The 14661-nt window shown below is 75.0% G+C and carries 16 protein-coding genes; 4 read left to right on the forward strand and 12 right to left on the reverse strand.

The window, feature by feature from the left end; genetic code table 11:
* The first annotated feature begins 28 nt into the window (after window positions 1-28).
* Complete coding sequence (locus tag AB8735_RS02810; RefSeq protein ID WP_372405042.1) at window positions 29-625, forward strand: TetR/AcrR family transcriptional regulator; 597 nt, start codon at window positions 29-31, stop codon at window positions 623-625.
* 7 nt (window positions 626-632) lie between these two features.
* On the opposite strand, the gene AB8735_RS02815 is transcribed toward AB8735_RS02810, so the two are convergent.
* The 4 genes from AB8735_RS02815 to AB8735_RS02830 all read right to left on the reverse strand — a co-directional run bounded on the left by AB8735_RS02815 (window position 633) and on the right by AB8735_RS02830 (window position 5962).
* A complete protein-coding gene (locus tag AB8735_RS02815; RefSeq protein WP_372405045.1) occupies window positions 633-1445 on the reverse strand; it encodes an alpha/beta fold hydrolase in 813 nt (270 codons plus the stop codon).
* Window positions 1446-1488: 43 nt separating this feature from the next.
* Window positions 1489-3063, reverse strand: a complete 1575-nt coding sequence (locus AB8735_RS02820; protein ID WP_372405047.1) for an adenosine deaminase — start codon at window positions 3061-3063, stop codon at window positions 1489-1491.
* A 165-nt stretch (window positions 3064-3228) separates the two neighbouring features.
* A complete protein-coding gene (locus tag AB8735_RS02825; RefSeq protein ID WP_372405050.1) occupies window positions 3229-5706 on the reverse strand; it encodes a SpoIIE family protein phosphatase in 2478 nt (825 codons plus the stop codon).
* A 79-nt stretch (window positions 5707-5785) separates the two neighbouring features.
* A complete protein-coding gene (locus AB8735_RS02830; RefSeq protein ID WP_344026731.1) occupies window positions 5786-5962 on the reverse strand; it encodes a hypothetical protein in 177 nt (58 codons plus the stop codon).
* Window positions 5963-6145: 183 nt separating this feature from the next.
* Between AB8735_RS02830 and AB8735_RS02835 the strand changes: the two genes are divergently transcribed.
* A complete protein-coding gene (locus AB8735_RS02835; protein WP_344026733.1) occupies window positions 6146-6433 on the forward strand; it encodes a dsRBD fold-containing protein in 288 nt (95 codons plus the stop codon).
* A 65-nt stretch (window positions 6434-6498) separates the two neighbouring features.
* Window positions 6499-6807, forward strand: a complete 309-nt coding sequence (locus AB8735_RS02840) for a hypothetical protein (RefSeq protein ID WP_372405053.1) — start codon at window positions 6499-6501, stop codon at window positions 6805-6807.
* 4 nt (window positions 6808-6811) lie between these two features.
* On the opposite strand, the gene AB8735_RS02845 is transcribed toward AB8735_RS02840, so the two are convergent.
* The 8 genes from AB8735_RS02845 to ftsH form a co-directional block, all read right to left on the reverse strand.
* Complete coding sequence (locus tag AB8735_RS02845) at window positions 6812-7633, reverse strand: ABC transporter permease (protein WP_344026737.1); 822 nt, start codon at window positions 7631-7633, stop codon at window positions 6812-6814.
* Window positions 7630-8667 (reverse strand): ATP-binding cassette domain-containing protein, encoded by a 1038-nt coding sequence (locus tag AB8735_RS02850; protein ID WP_372405056.1) that lies wholly within the window; start codon window positions 8665-8667, stop codon window positions 7630-7632. Before AB8735_RS02850 ends, AB8735_RS02845 begins: the two co-directional genes overlap by 4 nt.
* Window positions 8668-8723: 56 nt before the next feature.
* Window positions 8724-8861: a lasso RiPP family leader peptide-containing protein gene (locus tag AB8735_RS02855; protein ID WP_372405059.1), complete on the reverse strand. Its 138-nt coding sequence runs from the start codon at window positions 8859-8861 to the stop codon at window positions 8724-8726.
* A gap of 29 nt (window positions 8862-8890) precedes the next feature.
* Window positions 8891-9310, reverse strand: a complete 420-nt coding sequence (locus AB8735_RS02860) for a lasso peptide biosynthesis B2 protein (protein WP_372411762.1) — start codon at window positions 9308-9310, stop codon at window positions 8891-8893.
* Window positions 9311-9318: 8 nt separating this feature from the next.
* Window positions 9319-9582, reverse strand: coding sequence for a lasso peptide biosynthesis PqqD family chaperone (locus AB8735_RS02865; RefSeq protein WP_372405061.1), 264 nt, complete (start codon window positions 9580-9582; stop codon window positions 9319-9321).
* Entirely contained in the window at window positions 9582-11411 is a 1830-nt protein-coding gene (locus AB8735_RS02870; protein ID WP_372405063.1) for an asparagine synthase-related protein, read from the reverse strand. Before AB8735_RS02870 ends, AB8735_RS02865 begins: the two co-directional genes overlap by 1 nt.
* A 6-nt stretch (window positions 11412-11417) precedes the next feature.
* Window positions 11418-11549: a lasso RiPP family leader peptide-containing protein gene (locus AB8735_RS02875; RefSeq protein ID WP_372405066.1), complete on the reverse strand. Its 132-nt coding sequence runs from the start codon at window positions 11547-11549 to the stop codon at window positions 11418-11420.
* A gap of 206 nt (window positions 11550-11755) precedes the next feature.
* The gene (gene ftsH, locus AB8735_RS02880; protein WP_344026751.1) at window positions 11756-13657 is read right to left on the reverse strand and encodes an ATP-dependent zinc metalloprotease FtsH; all 1902 of its coding nucleotides are present in this window, start codon (window positions 13655-13657) and stop codon (window positions 11756-11758) included.
* A 254-nt stretch (window positions 13658-13911) separates the two neighbouring features.
* Between ftsH and AB8735_RS02885 the strand changes: the two genes are divergently transcribed.
* Window positions 13912-14316: a hypothetical protein gene (locus AB8735_RS02885; RefSeq protein ID WP_344026753.1), complete on the forward strand. Its 405-nt coding sequence runs from the start codon at window positions 13912-13914 to the stop codon at window positions 14314-14316.
* Window positions 14317-14661 lie beyond the last annotated feature (345 nt).

The raw sequence follows: 14661 nt of genomic DNA on the forward strand, positions 1-14661 counted from the left end.
GGCCTGCCCACGGAGAAGGGAAGCGCAGATGCCTGCACGCGGTGATCACGACGCGAGGCGACGGGACGTGTCCGACGCGGTGTGGCGGGTGCTCGCGGAGCGCGGCTTCGACGGCCTGACGATCCGCGCCGTCGCCGCCGAACTGGGCTCCTCGACGGGCCTGGTGAGCCACTACTTCCCCAGCAAGAAGGCGCTCGTGGCGCACGCCCTCGCCGTCGCCGGGGAGCGCACCGCGCACCGCGCCCTGCACACCCCGCCGGCCGAGGGCCTGGCCGGCCTGCGCGCGGCCCTGCTGAACGTGCTGCCGCTGTCCGGGGAGATGACCGCCATCAACCGCGCCTGGGTCAGCTCCTGGGACGCCGCGCTCGCCGACGACGGCCTGGGCGCGGACGAGGCGGCCCGGCTCGCCGGCTGGCGGGACAAGGTCGCCGGGCACGTCCGGACTGCCCGGGAGCGCGGCGAACTCCCGCCGGGGACGGACCCGGAGGAGACCGCCGCGGGGGCGGCGGCCTTCGCGCACGGGCTCGTCGTCCACGCCCTGTTCGACCCCGGGCGGTATCCGGAGCGGCGTCAGACCGCACTGGTCGACGCCTTCCTCGACGGGCTGGCGGCACCGTCCTCCTGACGGTGCGTCAGGACGCGAACGCCCCGCGCAGGGCGACGGCGAAGTCCGCCGGGTGGGTCAGATAGCCGACGTGCCCGCCCGGGAACTCCACGATCTTGGTGCCCAGTCGCTCCGCGAGGGCCTCCGTCGTGCGGTGCAGCAGCGTCCTCGGCCGCTGCTCGCCGGTCACCAGGACGAACGGCCCCCCGCGCAGCGCCCCGGCGTCCGGCCGGAAGCGGCTGAAGGAGCGCAGCTCGTACGCCAGGACGGTCTCCCCATTGGCCCGGACGCGGGCCAGCATCTCCCGCACCGGCGCGGGCAGCCCCTCGTCCGGCTCCGGCGCGTCGTCCACGCCGACGGCCTCGGCGAACCTCCGCATCGCGGGCCGCAGTCCCTCGCGCCGGTAGAGCCCGTACACCTCCTCGAACAGGGCGTGCCAGCGGTCCGCGTCGGGCAGCAGCTCGATCACGAACGGTTCGTGGGCGACCAGCGCCCGCACCCGGCCGGGGTGGCGGGCGAGGAGGTCCATGCCGGTCATGGCGCCGTAGCTGGTGCCGAAGACATACGCCGGCTCCCCGCCGGCGACGGCGTCCAGCAGCAGGCGGGCGTCGTCGCCGCGGTCCTCGATCCACTGGGTCGCGGGCGGGCCGGTGAGGGGGCTGCGGGAGTTGCCGCGCGGGTCGAAGGTGATGACGGTGTGGTGCTCGGCCAGCAGCCGGGCCAGCGGCCCGAACAGGGCGGCGTCGCCGTCCCCGCCGTTGATCAGCAGGAGGGGCGGGCCCGCCCCGCGCACCTCGTAGTGGATCTCCGCACCGGGAACGGTCAGCGTACCTGTCTCCATAGGTCCCCCAGGGTGCCCTGCGGACCGGGCACCCGGCAACGGGTCACGGCCCCTCCGCGGCCCCGCCGTGCCCGGCCACCTGCTCCTCGAACTCCCGGAAGGCGCCCTCCTGTTTCCACTCGACCGCCGCCTTCGGGCTCCTGGCCAGGACGGCCGCGCACCCGGCCCCCGGGCGGGGGGCGCCCGGGCGTTCACCGGCGCACTCGGGGACCGCGGCGAAGCCGTCGCGGCCGCGCCACAGGCTCCGGCCGGGCAGGAAGCCGTACTCGAGCGAGGTGCGCGCCAGGTTCTTCAGGGCCCGGTAGCCGAGGCGGTGGGAGGTCGCCGCGCGCTGGTACTCGGCGGTGATGTCCGAGCGTTCGACACCGCCGTCGTCGGTGGCCAGGGCGACGGGCACCCGGTGGCGGCGGTAGAGGCCGAAGGGGTGGCGGCGGCCGGAGACGCCCAGGATCTGGGAGTTGCTCGTCAGCGGCGTCTCCACCAGGACGTGCCGCGCGGCCATCGCGGCCAGCAGGGCGGACCGGTCGTCCTCCCACAGCACGTCCACGCCGTGCCCGATCCGCTCGGCGTGCCCGGTGCGCACGGCCTGCCGGATGTGCGAGCGCAGGTCCTCCGGCCCGACCAGCCCCGGGACCAACTCCCCCGCGTGCAGCGTGATATGGACCTCCGGATACCAGCCGTGCAGCCGGTCGAGCATGCGCATGTGCAATCCGTAGTCCCGCAGGGCCACCGCTCCGTCCTCCGGGGTCACCAGGTTCACCGCGACGAACCGCGGGTCCCGGTGGGCGAGTTCGAAGCCCAGCAGCAGCTCGGTGAAGACCTGCTCCGGGGCGGCGGCGCGGTCCACCTGGGTGATGAGGCGGACCGGCAGCCCGCAGCCCGCGTGCGGCCGCGGCGTGTCGCAGCGGGAGGCGGCGCGGAACTCCGCCATCGCCCGGTCGGTCGCGGCGCGGGCCCGCCCGACGAGCCGGCCCAGCCCGTCGCCGGCCAGCAGCCTGCGCCGCAGCCGGTTCAGGTCCCGGTCGTACCCGGCCCGGGCGGCGAGCGCGGCCACCCCCGCGGTGGGATGGCTGACCATGGTCTCCAGATAGAACTGCCGCTGCTCCGCGGCCCGGTCGGCGATCTCGCCCAGCAGCCGGCCCATGTGGCCGGTCTCCACCTCCTCGAACTTCTCGAAGGTGGCGAAGAAATGGTCGTGCCCCGTCTCCCGCCCCGGCACGAAGTCCTGCATGGACCAGGCCCGTACGAGACGCCGGTGGAACGCCGCGTCGCGCCGGGCGTCCGCGGCCGGCCTGCCGCCCGCGCCGCAGGGCGGCGCCACCGCCCGCAGCGAGCCCCGCTCGACGCACAGGCCGTCGCGGGCGGCCAGCTCCACCATCAGCTCCGTGGGGGCCGCGCCGCCCAGGTGGTTGTGCAGGTCGGCCCCCTTCGGGAACGCCCGGAGGAACGCCCGCAGCGCCCGCGGGCGGCCGCGCACCTCCTCCATGTACGCGGCCGTGGCCGCCTCCGCCGCGTCCCCCTCCCGCCGGGCCCGCTCCGGCGCCCCCCAGGCGGGCAGGACGGCCGCGCAGAGGACCGCGGCCAGAGCACTGCGCAGCAGCACACGTCGATGGTTCACCGGACCTCCTGGCGGTGACCGTTGCCTGCGATGACGACACCGGTCTACCGTCTGGCCGACCCGTTCGCCATGGCAACGCTCCAGGGCACGCACAACGGGCCCGTCACCCTTGTCCAGTTGACGCGGGCCTCATGGACCGCACCGCCAAGAGAGCGGATTTCCCGGTCAGTCGCTCCGGCCGCCCGCGCCGCCCGCGCCGTCCGGACCCGTCGGGGGGACGACGGGCCGCCGCGGCAGGTGCACGTCCATCAGACAGATGTCGTCGCGCTGCTCCCTGGGCAGCAGCCGGGCCAGGAGGGCGTCCAGGGAGCCGGGGCGCACTCCCCCGAACTCGCGCCGGGCGGACTCGGCGAGCCGGCCGAGGCCCTCGTCGAGGACCTCCCCGACCCGCTCGACCAGCCCGTCGGTGTACAGGAGCAGATGGTCGCCGGGCTCGATCCGGAACTCGGCCCGGCCGTAGACGGGCCGGGCCTGTGCGCCGAGCAGGATGCCGTCCGGCGGCGTCAGGAACTCCGCCCTGCCGCGGCGCACGAGCAGCGGCGGCGGGTGTCCGGCCTGCGCCCAGGTCAGACGGCGGGCGGCGGGGTCGTAGCGGCCGAGCACCATGGTGGCGGTGGCGTGGTGCCCGTCGGAGGTGTGCAGCAGCAGGGTGTTCAGCCGCTGCAACGCGTCGGCCAGCGACGAGCCGGTGAAGACCATGCCCTTGGCCATGAAGCGCAGTTGGGCCATGGCCGCCACCGCGTCGATGCCGTGTCCGGCGACGTCGCCGACCGCGAAGAGCACGCCGCCGTCGGGCAGTTCCAGTGCGCTGTACCAGTCGCCGCCGACGTTCAGGTCGTCGTGCGAGGGCAGGTAGGCGACGTCCACGCGCAGGTCGGCGAGGTTCAGCGACTGGCCCGGCAGCGGCAGCAGCGCCTGCTGGAGGCGGGCGGCGACGGTCCGTTCGGCCCGGAGCACCGTGCGCTGGGCGAGGACGGCCTGCTGGGTCTCCATCAGGGCCAGTTCGGCGAGCCGCTGGGCGGTGATGTCCTGGACGAAGCCGTGCACCTCGACGGGCGTGTCCCGGGCGTCCAGGACCGCCTCGGCGACGACCCTCAGGTGCCGGACGCCCGAGCGCGTGGTGATCCGGAACGGGTGGTCCACGGAGGTTCCGGCGCCGAGCAGGCCGCGCATCGCCCGCTCGAAGGCGGGGAGGTCCTCGGGCACCAGGTGCCGCGGGAGCTCCTCCAGGGTCAGCGGGCCCCGTTCCGGATCGCGGTCCAGGATGGAATAGACCTGTTGCGACCAGGTGATGGTGTCCGTGACGAGGTTCCAGTCCGCCCAGCCGAGGTTGCCCAGCCGCTGCACGTCGCCCAGCAGTTCCCGCTGCCGGGCCGCGCCGTCGTGACAGGTCCAGGTGACGACGAGCCCGTCCCCCAGCTTCGTGGCGCGCACCGAGAAGGTGGACAGCCGCCGGACCCCGGGGGCGACCTCCTCGTAGGGGCAGGGGTCGCACGCGTACGGCCTCCCGGTCCGCAGGGTCTCCAGATAGCCCTGCCAGGCCGGGGTGCCGGCCACGGTCGGGTAGCACTCCAGGACGCGCAGCCCCACGAGTTGGCCGCCGCGCCGGCCGGCGACGTCGACGGAGCGCGGGGCGGCGGCGGTGATGCGGAAGTCCTCGACCTCTCCCGTCGCGGAGCGGACGGGGGCGAGCAGCACGGCCGCCCCCGGCAGGGCGTCGAGGACCGGCTGGACGAGCCGTACCGTGCGCTCGGCGGAGCGGTCCGCCCGCTCCGGGGGCGTGCCGCACGCCCGCAGGCTTCCGGCGCACAGCCGGGCCGCCTCCTCCAGCAGCTCGCGCACGGCGGGGGCGAAGGGGGCGTCGACCGTGCGCAGCACGCCCAGGGCCGCGGTGACGGCATGGCCGGTGACCACCGGGAGCCAGGCGCGGGTGGGCCACGGTCCGCCGTGCGGTCCGTCCCGTCCGGGGTCCTCCAGCCAGCTCGCTTCACCCGAACGGATGACGTCGTGGGCGGCGGTGCCGGCGACGGGCGGGACGTGGCGCCACCGGGCGGCGAGGGTGGCGCCGACGCCGGCGTGCCCGCCGAGCTCCAGTGCGCCGTCGGCGGTGCGCACGAGGATCATCACGGCGTCGGCCTCCGCGGGCGGTCCCGCGAGGTGGTCGAGCAGGCGGCCGGCCAGCTCCTGCGCGTCGGCGACACCGACGAGCCCCTCGCCGAGCTCGCGGAGGACCGTCGCGGCGGTCGTGTGGGGCCTCCCGGGCCGGGGCACCGTCCGCCGGACGTAGCGGGCCGAGTCGAACACCGAGCCGTCGCGGTGCGCCGGGACCGCCTCCGGGAGGTCCCCGGGCGCCGGGGAGGGGGCCGGACCGGGGCCGCCCGGCTCACCGAGGACCCTCCGGCACTCCTCCAGCAGGGTGCGGCCGCCGGAGGACGCGCGCCGCGTCAGCTCCTGGTACGCCGCCGGTGCCGAGCGGCCGGACCGGGCCATCAGGACGCCCTTGGCCCGCTCCAACACCGCGGCGGTGGAGGCCAGCTGCTCCAGCCGCTCGTTCTCCGCCCTCAACCTGGCGACGACCCTGGCCAGTTGGACCACATCGGGCGCAACACCGGACTCGCCGTCCCACGCAGACTCGCTCGTCACCTCCCGAGCATGACACAAACGGCCCCCGGACTTCCGCAGTTGAGCGGCCTGCCCGCAAGGTCCGGGAGCGACGGCGCGCTCACGGCCCCGTCCCGTCGTGGCACCGGCGCACGGCTTCCAGCCACCGGTCCCGGAGGATCTCGTACTGGCGCCGCTCCGCGGGGGTCAGGGGATGACCCTCGCGGTCGGCGAGGAACGCCCGGATGGCGTCGTTGATCTCCTCGGCGCAGGATCGGTCCGAGGCGGTGGGAGACATGGGGCCAGCCTAGGGAGGGCCTGCGTCCGCGGCAGCGGTTCCGGTGATTCGCCAGGGCCGTCGCGCCACGGTGCGCAACCGTTCATCACCCTCCGTGCGGACGGAGGCCGCCGATGTTCGGGATGTTTTCGATGGCGACACAATGGAATCGGGCTCGGGGACACATCGGCCGAGGAGCCAGCCATGGAACACACGACGGAGTGGCGGATCCGGGTGAACCTCACCGAGGACGGCGAGACCACCAAGGCCCGGGCGACCCTGGACACCGGGGACACCTCCCTCACCGGCCAGGGCGTCGCCCACCGCTCCCCCGCGGACACGGACGTCCGGCTCATCGGCGACGAGTTCGCGGCGGGCCGCGCACTGCGGGAGCTGGGCGACAAGCTGATCGGCACGGCGCAGCGGGACGTGGTGGCGCGCGGCGCCGGGCGGGAGGAGCGGCAGTCGCCGATGTACGGATGGGAGCTGTAAAGGACCGGTTTTGTCGGCTCGGTTACGGTTGTGCCGATCGTTCCGTCCGATGAAGTGTGGTTGTCATGCCGAAGCGCCTCCCCTGGCTGTCGGGTCTCGCGTGGACGGAGTTCCTGGCTCCCTGGTTCTTCCCAGTCCGCCTCGACGGCACCAGGGTGCGGAAGGGGTGGGATCCCCGGCGTCTCCTGCTGCTCGCCGGCAGTCCCGTGGCCGTGCTCTGGGCCCTCGCTCCGGACAACAGCGCTTCGTGGTGGGTCCGGTGCCTGACCGCGCTCGCCGGTCTGGCCGGCGCGGCCGTTCTCGTGCTCGCGTTCGTCGGTTACCGCAGGCTCGCCGGGAGCGCCGGGAAGGACCGGCGGGCGACGGCGCCGTGACCGTTCAGCGCGGCCGCGCGAAACGGTGCGCGGCCACGGCGAGGGCCGCCGCGGCGATCGCGGCGGTGATGCCGAGCTCCGCCGCGACGGGCGGCTGCCAGCCGGGGGCCGGGACCGCGACCGCGGGCGCGTGGGCCGCCACCGCCCGGCGCAGCGGGTCGACCGCGTAGGTCAGCGGGTCGGCCAGGCAGAGCGCCGTCAGCCAGCGCGGCAGACCGGTCAGCGGGAACATCGCGCCGGAGAGGAACAGCATGGGCGTCATGGCGAAGCCCAGCACCGCCTGGAAGGTCTGCATGCGGGTGATGCAGACGGCGGCGACGGCGCCGAGCGCGGTCAGGGCCAGGGCCGCCAGGGCGAGTTCGGCGGCCAGGGTGGCGAACAGGGCCGGGTCGTAGGGGACGTGGGCGGTCCGGGCCAGGGCGAGGACGAGCAGGCCCTGGCAGGTCGCCACGGTCGCGCCGCCCGCGCACTTGCCGAGGAGCAGGGCGTCGCGGCGGACGGGGGCGACGAGCATCTCGCGCAGGAAGCCGGCCTCGCGGTCCCACACGAGGGACGCGCCCGCGCCGATCGCGGGCATCTGCACGGTCATGACGAGGACGCCCGGGAAGAGGTAGGTGCGGTAGTCGCCGGCGCCCGCGGAGGCGGGGACGAGGGCGGACAGGCCCGTGCCGAGGACGAGCAGGAGGAAGACGGGCTGCATCAGGGTGAGCGCCAGCCGGCCGCGGTTGCGCAGGAAGTGCATCATCTCGCGCTGCCAGACCACCCGGACGGCGCGCAGCTCGTGCCGTACGCCCCTGGGCGCCGCCCGCAGGACGGCGGTCGTCATGGCGTGCCGCCGTCCGCGCCGCGGAGGGTGCGGCCGGTGCAGCGGAGGAAGACGTCGTCCAGGCTGGGCCGGGTGATGGCCACCGACAGCACCGGCACGCCGAGCCCGTCGCACAGGCGGGGCACGAACGACGCCCCGTCGGGGACGTGGAGCAGCAGTCCTCCGGGGTCCGCGTGGGCCCGCAGGCCGAAGCGCTCGCGCAGGGCGCCCGTCGCGGCGGTGTCATCGGCGGTGCGGAGGGCGATGCGGTCGGCGCCGACGGCGGCCTTGAGGGCGGCGGGGGTTCCCTCGGCGACGATGCGGCCCCCGTCGATGACGGCGATGCGGTCACAGTGTTCGGCCTCGTCCAGGTAGTGGGTGGTCAGGAAGAGGGTGACGGACCGCCGGTCGCGGACGTGGTGGAGGTGGTCCCAGACCTGGGCGCGGGAGCGCGGGTCGAGGCCGAGGGTGGGCTCGTCCAGGAAGAGCACCTGCGGCGCATGCAGCAGCCCGCGGGCGATCTCCAGCCGGCGTTTCATGCCGCCGGAGAAGGTGCGGACGAGGCTGTCGCGGCGGTCGTGGAGGCCGACGAGGGCGAGCATGTCCGCGACGCGGCGGCGTGCGGTGCGCCGGGGCAGGCCGTAGAGGTCGGCGTGGAAGCGGAGGTTCTCGGCGGCGGTCAGGTCGCCGTCGACGGTGAGGTCCTGGAAGACCAGCCCGATGCGGCGGCGTACGGCGGCGGGGTCGGTGCTCACGTCGGCACCGGCGACGGTCGCCCGGCCCCCTGTGGGCCGGGCGAGGGTGCAGAGCATCGCGATGGTGGTGGACTTGCCGGCGCCGTTGGGCCCGAGGAACCCGAAGGTCGTCCCGGCGGACACGGTGAGGTCGACGCCGCGGACGGCCTCCACTCCGGGGTAGGTCTTGCGCAGGCCCCGGGCGAGGACGACGGGCGCCGTGGCGTCGCGCCGCCCTCTGCCGGGAGCGGTGAGCCCGGAGCCGTGCCGTTCCTCGTGGACCGTCAATCCGGCCTCGGCCGACCGGGCTTCACCGCTCATGGGTCACCTTCCTCTTCTCCCTCCGGGGTCCGGATATCCGGTGCCGGTAAGGGACTTCAGCCGGCGCTGTAGCAGTACCAGGGGCCGGAGCCGGCGTCCTCCAGGTTGTAGCCGTAGGTGCAGCCATGGGTCAGCTCGGTGAAGTCGCCGACTTCCTGCAGTGCAGGGGGCTCGTAGGGCTCGCGTTCTTCCATGTCCGTCTCCTGCTTCCGATGTCCGTCTCCTACTTCCGTCCCGCACCGGGCGGCGCGGGCACGCTCATCAACGGGCGGTAGTAGCCGTCCGGGTGCGGTTCGCCGACCGGGCGGCCCTCGGCCTGGACCCAGGCGTGGGCGCGGAAGGGCTCGGTGCGGACGCCCGTGCACCACTCGGGCCAGACACCGCGCATCCGGCACAACAGGGCGGTGGCGATGGACCGTTGCAGGCATCCCTCCCCGGCGCACCGGGCGCTCGCCGAGACCACCGCGCGGCGGGCGGCCAGGGTCTGCTCCGCCGTGGCGGGCCGGGCGCCGCGCCGGGCGGCCGTCAGGACCCGGCGGATGCGGCGCGGGGCCAGCGCCGCCAGCGGGCGTGCGGCGGCGACCGCGAGGAGGGCCGGCAGGCGGTCGCGCACCGGCACGGTGTGCCGGGCAGCGGGGGTCATGGGGGTGCTCACGCGTCCACCGCCAGACGGGCCTCGGTGAGCGAGCGGATGAAGAACGCCACGTCGGCGGCGGCGCGTCCGGCGGTGAGGGTGGGGTGGCGCTCGCCCAGCAGCCGGGCCGTCTGTCCGGGTGTGGCACCGTCCAGCAGGGTATGGAGGATGAGGGCTCCGGTGCCGTTCAACTGCCAGTAGCGGCCGGTGGATTCGTCGAGGAGCACCATGCCGTGGTCGGTGTCGGTCGCGGAGACGTCGGGGCGCAGGGCGAAGGTCATCACGGGCCTCCTGGGGCGGGTCCCGGGCGGGAACGGAGCCAGACCTCGCAGCCGACGGTGGCGTCCAGGTCGCGCAGCGCGGTGGGGTCCGGGTGGACGCCGAGCAGCCGCTCCCGGAGAACGGTGGCGTCGATCAGTCCGGCGCGGGCGAGCCGCGAGTCCTCGAACAGCTCCAGCAGGGCGGCGCGGTTGCGGCGCAGGCCGTTGTGGAACTCGGCGCTGTACTCGCCCTTGGTGGAGCGCGCCAGTACGTCGCCGGGCACGGCGCCGCGCATCGCGGCCGCCAGGACGGGTTTGTAGCGGCCGGGGGCGAGGCGTTCGGCGACGCGGACGGCGAGGGCCGCCTCGACGACGCCGTCGTCGAGGAAGGGGGCGGCGTACTCCAGCCCGTGGCGGGCCATGACGTGCGCGAGCTGGCGGATGCCGTGCCCTCCGGCGAGGACGGAGAGAACGGCCGTGTGCTGGCCGCGCTGCGGGGCCAGCGGCGGGGTGCCGGCGGAGGCGGCGGTGCGCAGGCGGCGGCGTACGGCGTGGACGGCGGCCGGGGTCGCCCACGAGGGCATGGGCTGCCGCGTGCCCCAGTCGGTGGAGAAGGCGGCGGGCCCGCGCCGGGCGGGCGGCGGGGCGGCGGCGAGGCCGTCGGCCCAGGCGGCCAGCCACCGGTCGTAGGTGCTGCGGTCGGCGAGGCCGCGGATGACCGGCCACAACGGGGTGCGCTGGAAGGCGCGTTGTCTGCGGAGGCGGCCGAGGGCGGCGAGCGGGTCGCTGCGGAGATAGTCGTGCAGGTGGGAGGGGAAGGCGGTGAACAGTTCGTCCCCGCCGACGCCCATCATGTGCAGCCGGGAGCCGTGACCGGTCATCGACCGGGCCAGGGCCTTGAGGCGTACGGCGTCACGGACCCAGGCGCCGGGTTCCTCGGTGGGGACGACGGTGTCGGTGACGCCCTCGTACCAGGGCGGCGCGTCCGCGCGGCCGACGACGACATGCTCGGCGCCCGGGAGCCGCAGGGCCGCGTGGGCGGCCCAGGCGGGGTCGTCGTTGTCCGGGTCCCGGCTGTCCCAGCGGAAGGTGACCAGGTGCGCGGGTTCGCGTGCGGCGAGGAAGCACAGGCTGGTGGAGTCCAGGCCGCCGGAGAGGTCGGAGCTGATCGTCCCGCCGCCGGCGGTGCAGGAGCGGACGGCGGCCTCCAGCGCCCGGCGCACCGCGGCCGCCCCCTCCGCGGCCGGTACGTGCGGCTCGGGGGCCCGCCACCACTGCTGGACGCGGGCCCGTCCGTCGGCCTCGATCAGCAGGCAGTCGTGGGCGCGGAGCGCCCGGACGCCCTGCCAAACGCAGGTGTCGTCCAGCGGGTGGAGCGGCGGCGAGGCCAGCAGGTGCACCGCCAACTGCCCTTCGTCGACGGCGGCTTCGGTCAGTCGCGCGAGCGTGCCGGACCGGTCGGCCGCGATCGTGGCGCCGCCCATCCGCGTATGGAAGACGCGCCGCGTCCCCGCGGCGCTGCCCCGGACGCGGACCCGGTGGCCCACGGACGCGACCACGTGGAAGCTGCCCGCCAGGCCGTGCACGGCCCGCTCGGCCTCCTCGACGCGGCGGACCCGTCCCAGGCCCGCCGCCAGCGCGTCGGCGGTGACCGGGCAGCGCCCGATCACCGCCAGCCGCGCCGTCCCGGCCCGGGCGGTCCTCACCCATCCGTCCGGCCAGCTGCCCAGCAGCCACGGCCGGCCGGAGTCGTGCCCGACCACCCGGGCGGCGAGCGGACGCAGCGCCCGCGCCGCGGCGAGCCCGGCGTCACCGTCCGGGAGGACGGTGAACCATGCCTCGCCGGTCATGGGGTGTCAGCCCTGGGCGCCGTTTTGGTACCACCCCATCGTCTCCGCCCAGTCGCCCGTCGGAGCTCCCCGGGTCAGCTCGGTGAAGTCGCCGATCTCGGCGAGGGCGGGCGGTTCGTAAACGTCGGGTCGTTCCATGGGAGTTCCTCTTTCCGTGCCCTCGCCGCTTCCGGCTCGGGAATGGGTTACCGCAAACGGGAAATGCCCGGCGGTCAACGCGCCACGCCATTCGGCACGCATTTCCACTCGCAGGGGTGGAAAGAGGTATGGAGTTCTTGGCGGACAATCGGCCCGCCCATGGCGGCGTTCCGCAAGGAGTGCGGGAGGGCCGAGGGCCGGAGCGGCTACTCCCCCCGCAGCACCTCCTGTACCACCGCCCCGTCCACCGTTTCCTTCGCCACCAGCAGCTCCGCCAGCCGGTCCAGCGCGCCCCGGTGCTCCCGCAGCATCATCAGCGCCCGCTGCTCCGCGTGCGCGAGCAGCCGCGCCACCTCCTCGTCCACGACCCGCTGCGTCTGCTCGCTGTAGGGGCGGCGCTGGAGGTCCTCCATGCTCTCGCCGAGGAACTGCGGGCTGGTGGAGGCGTATCCGACGGGACCCAGCGCGGCCGAGAGGCCGAACTCGCGGACCATACGGGTGGCGATCATGGTCGCCCCGGCCAGGTCGTTGGCCGCCCCGGTGGACCCCTCGCCGAAGACGACGAGTTCGGCGGCCCGCCCGCCGAGCCGGACGGCGAGCAGGTCGGTCAGATAGGCCTCGCTGTACAAGTGGCGCTCCGCCTCGGGGAGTTGCTCGGTGACGCCGAGCGAGACCCCGGCCGGCAGGATGGTGACCTTGGCGACGGGGTCGGCGTGCTCGCACAGCGCGGCGACGAGCGCGTGGCCGGACTCGTGGACGGCGACGGAGCGCCGCTCCTCCGGCAGCAGCGCGTTGGAGGTCTCGCGGCGGCCGAGCAGGACGCGGTCGCGGGCGGTGTCCAGGTCCTGGGCGGTGATGACGGCGCGGTCGGCGCGGACGGCGTTGATGGCGGCCTCGTTGACGAGGTTGGCGAGGTCCGCGCCGGAGAATCCGGGGGTGCCGCGGGCGACGGTGCCGAGGTCGACGCCGGGGTCGAGGGTCTTGCCGCGGGCGTGGACGGCCAGGATGGCGGCCCGTTCGGCCTGGTTGGGCAGGGGCACGGTGACCTGCCGGTCGAAGCGGCCGGGCCGCAGCAGGGCGGGGTCGAGGGCGTCGGGCCGGTTGGTGGCGGCGAGCACGACGATCCCGCTGTGCGGGTCGAAGCCGTCCATTTCGGCGAGGAGTTGGTTGAGGGTCTGTTCGCGCTCGTCGTTGCCGCCGAGGCGGGTGCCGCCGCCGCGCCGCCCGCCGACGGCGTCGATCTCGTCGATGAAGACGATCGAGGGGGCGCGCTTGCGGGCCTCGTCGAAGAGGTCGCGCACCCGGGAGGCGCCGACGCCGACGAACATCTCGACGAAGGCGGAGCCGGTCACCGAGAGGAAGGGCACGTCGGCCTCCCCGGCGACGGCCCGGGCGAGGAGGGTCTTGCCGGTGCCGGGCGGCCCCACCATGATCACGCCGCGCGGCCCCTTGGCCCCGGCCCGTGCGTACCGCTCGGGGCTGCGCAGGAAGTCGACGACCTCGCCGATCTCCTGTTTGACGCCGTCGTAGCCGGCGACGTCGGCGAAGCCCGTGGTCGGCCGCTCGGCCTCGATGATCTTCGCTCGGGAGCGGCCGATGGCGCTGATGCCTCCGGTCAGCGAGCCGGCGGCGCGACGGGCGCCCCACAGGAAGAAGCCCCCGAGGAGCAGCAGGGGCAGGAAGGCCAGCAGGACGGAGAGCCAGGGGCTGCCGCCGCCGCTGGTCGTGGCGGTGATCTGGACGTCGTGGGACTGGAGTTGCTGCTGGAGCTGGCCGGTCCCCAGGGCGGTGGGGAGCTGGCTGGTGAACCGGGTGCCGTCCTTGAGCTTGCCGTCGACGCTCCCGTTGGAGCCGACGTCGACGCTCTGCACCTGCCCGGCGTTCACCTTGGCGACGAAGTCGGTGTACGAGACCTGCTTGCTCTTCTCCCCGGGCAGGCCGCGGGCGATGAGCAGGACGACCACGAACATCAGCAGGACGAACGCCAGGATCCACCGCCCCCAGGGGGTGGCGGGCGGCGGGGCCGGCCGGCGGGGCGGCTCGGGCGGTGGAGTGGGACGGCCCGGCGGGGCCAGGTGCCGGTGCGGCAGGCGGATGCGAGTGATCACGGGAGCGCTCCCTCTCACGGGCGACGCGGCGCCCTGTCCCCAGGATCGGGGATGCGGGCGCTTCCCGGCAGGGCCGGACGGGGCTCCGCTAGGCCACTCGGGGCATGCGCCCCAGGTCACCGGGTGCCCGGGCCTCCGGTGCGGCACCCTGCCCCGGACGGCCGCGCCCCGGGTGCCGCCCGTGCGGGCCTCCCTTACGGTCGAGCCGAACAGCGGCGCGGCAGCAGCGGCCGACGACGGCAAAGGAGTCCCGGGTGACCAGCGCCCCCGAAAGTGCGGATCACGTCAGCGTCCATCTGACCGGGTGCGACGAGCGGGCCGCGGACGCGGTCATCGCCGCTCTCGACGCCGCGTTCCCCGCCGGTCCTTCCGCCCCGGTCCGGGAGGCGGCGCCGCCGGGCCCGCCGAAGGACCGGGGGAAGCCGGTCATCTGGTGCACGGTGGTCGACACCCGGGCCCGGCGGGCCGGTCAGGAGCCGTCGCCGGTGGCCCTGGGCGGCCCGGTGACCGCCGACCTGTTCGGCGCCGCCGATCCGGTGCACCAGGTCAAGGAGGAACTCGCGGCGGCCTTCGGGGTCGAGGAGCACGGCACGGTGCCGGGCGAGCACGAGCTGGAAGTGCGGCTCGTACTGAAACCGCTCTCCGCAACCCGGGAGTAACCGCGGCGCAATATTGCGCAGTTGACGAATAGACGGCACAAGGCGGCGTGCCCGGAGGGAGAACCGAGAAAAACTCTTTGCTCCGTCAACCGCCTCATCGACGGAATCGAGCCAGGCTCCGCACCCCCCGGACGTCCTGGTTCCACCGTCGGCGGGCGGGCCGGTGGTGACGGTTCGTGACCGGGATGCGGGCATCGCCCCGGGCACTTCGCCTTCTTCCCGGGGCGAGTGCTACGCACGGTGCCCGGGAGCCCATGGAACGGGCCGACTCACCTTGGCGCGGAGAACGCTGGTCGCGTAACCGTCCTCAACCTAGGTTTCACCCCGCTTTAACACGCGACTTTC

It is taken from the genome of Streptomyces luteireticuli (assembly GCF_041519305.1).
GTDB lineage: Bacteria > Actinomycetota > Actinomycetes > Streptomycetales > Streptomycetaceae > Streptomyces > Streptomyces luteireticuli.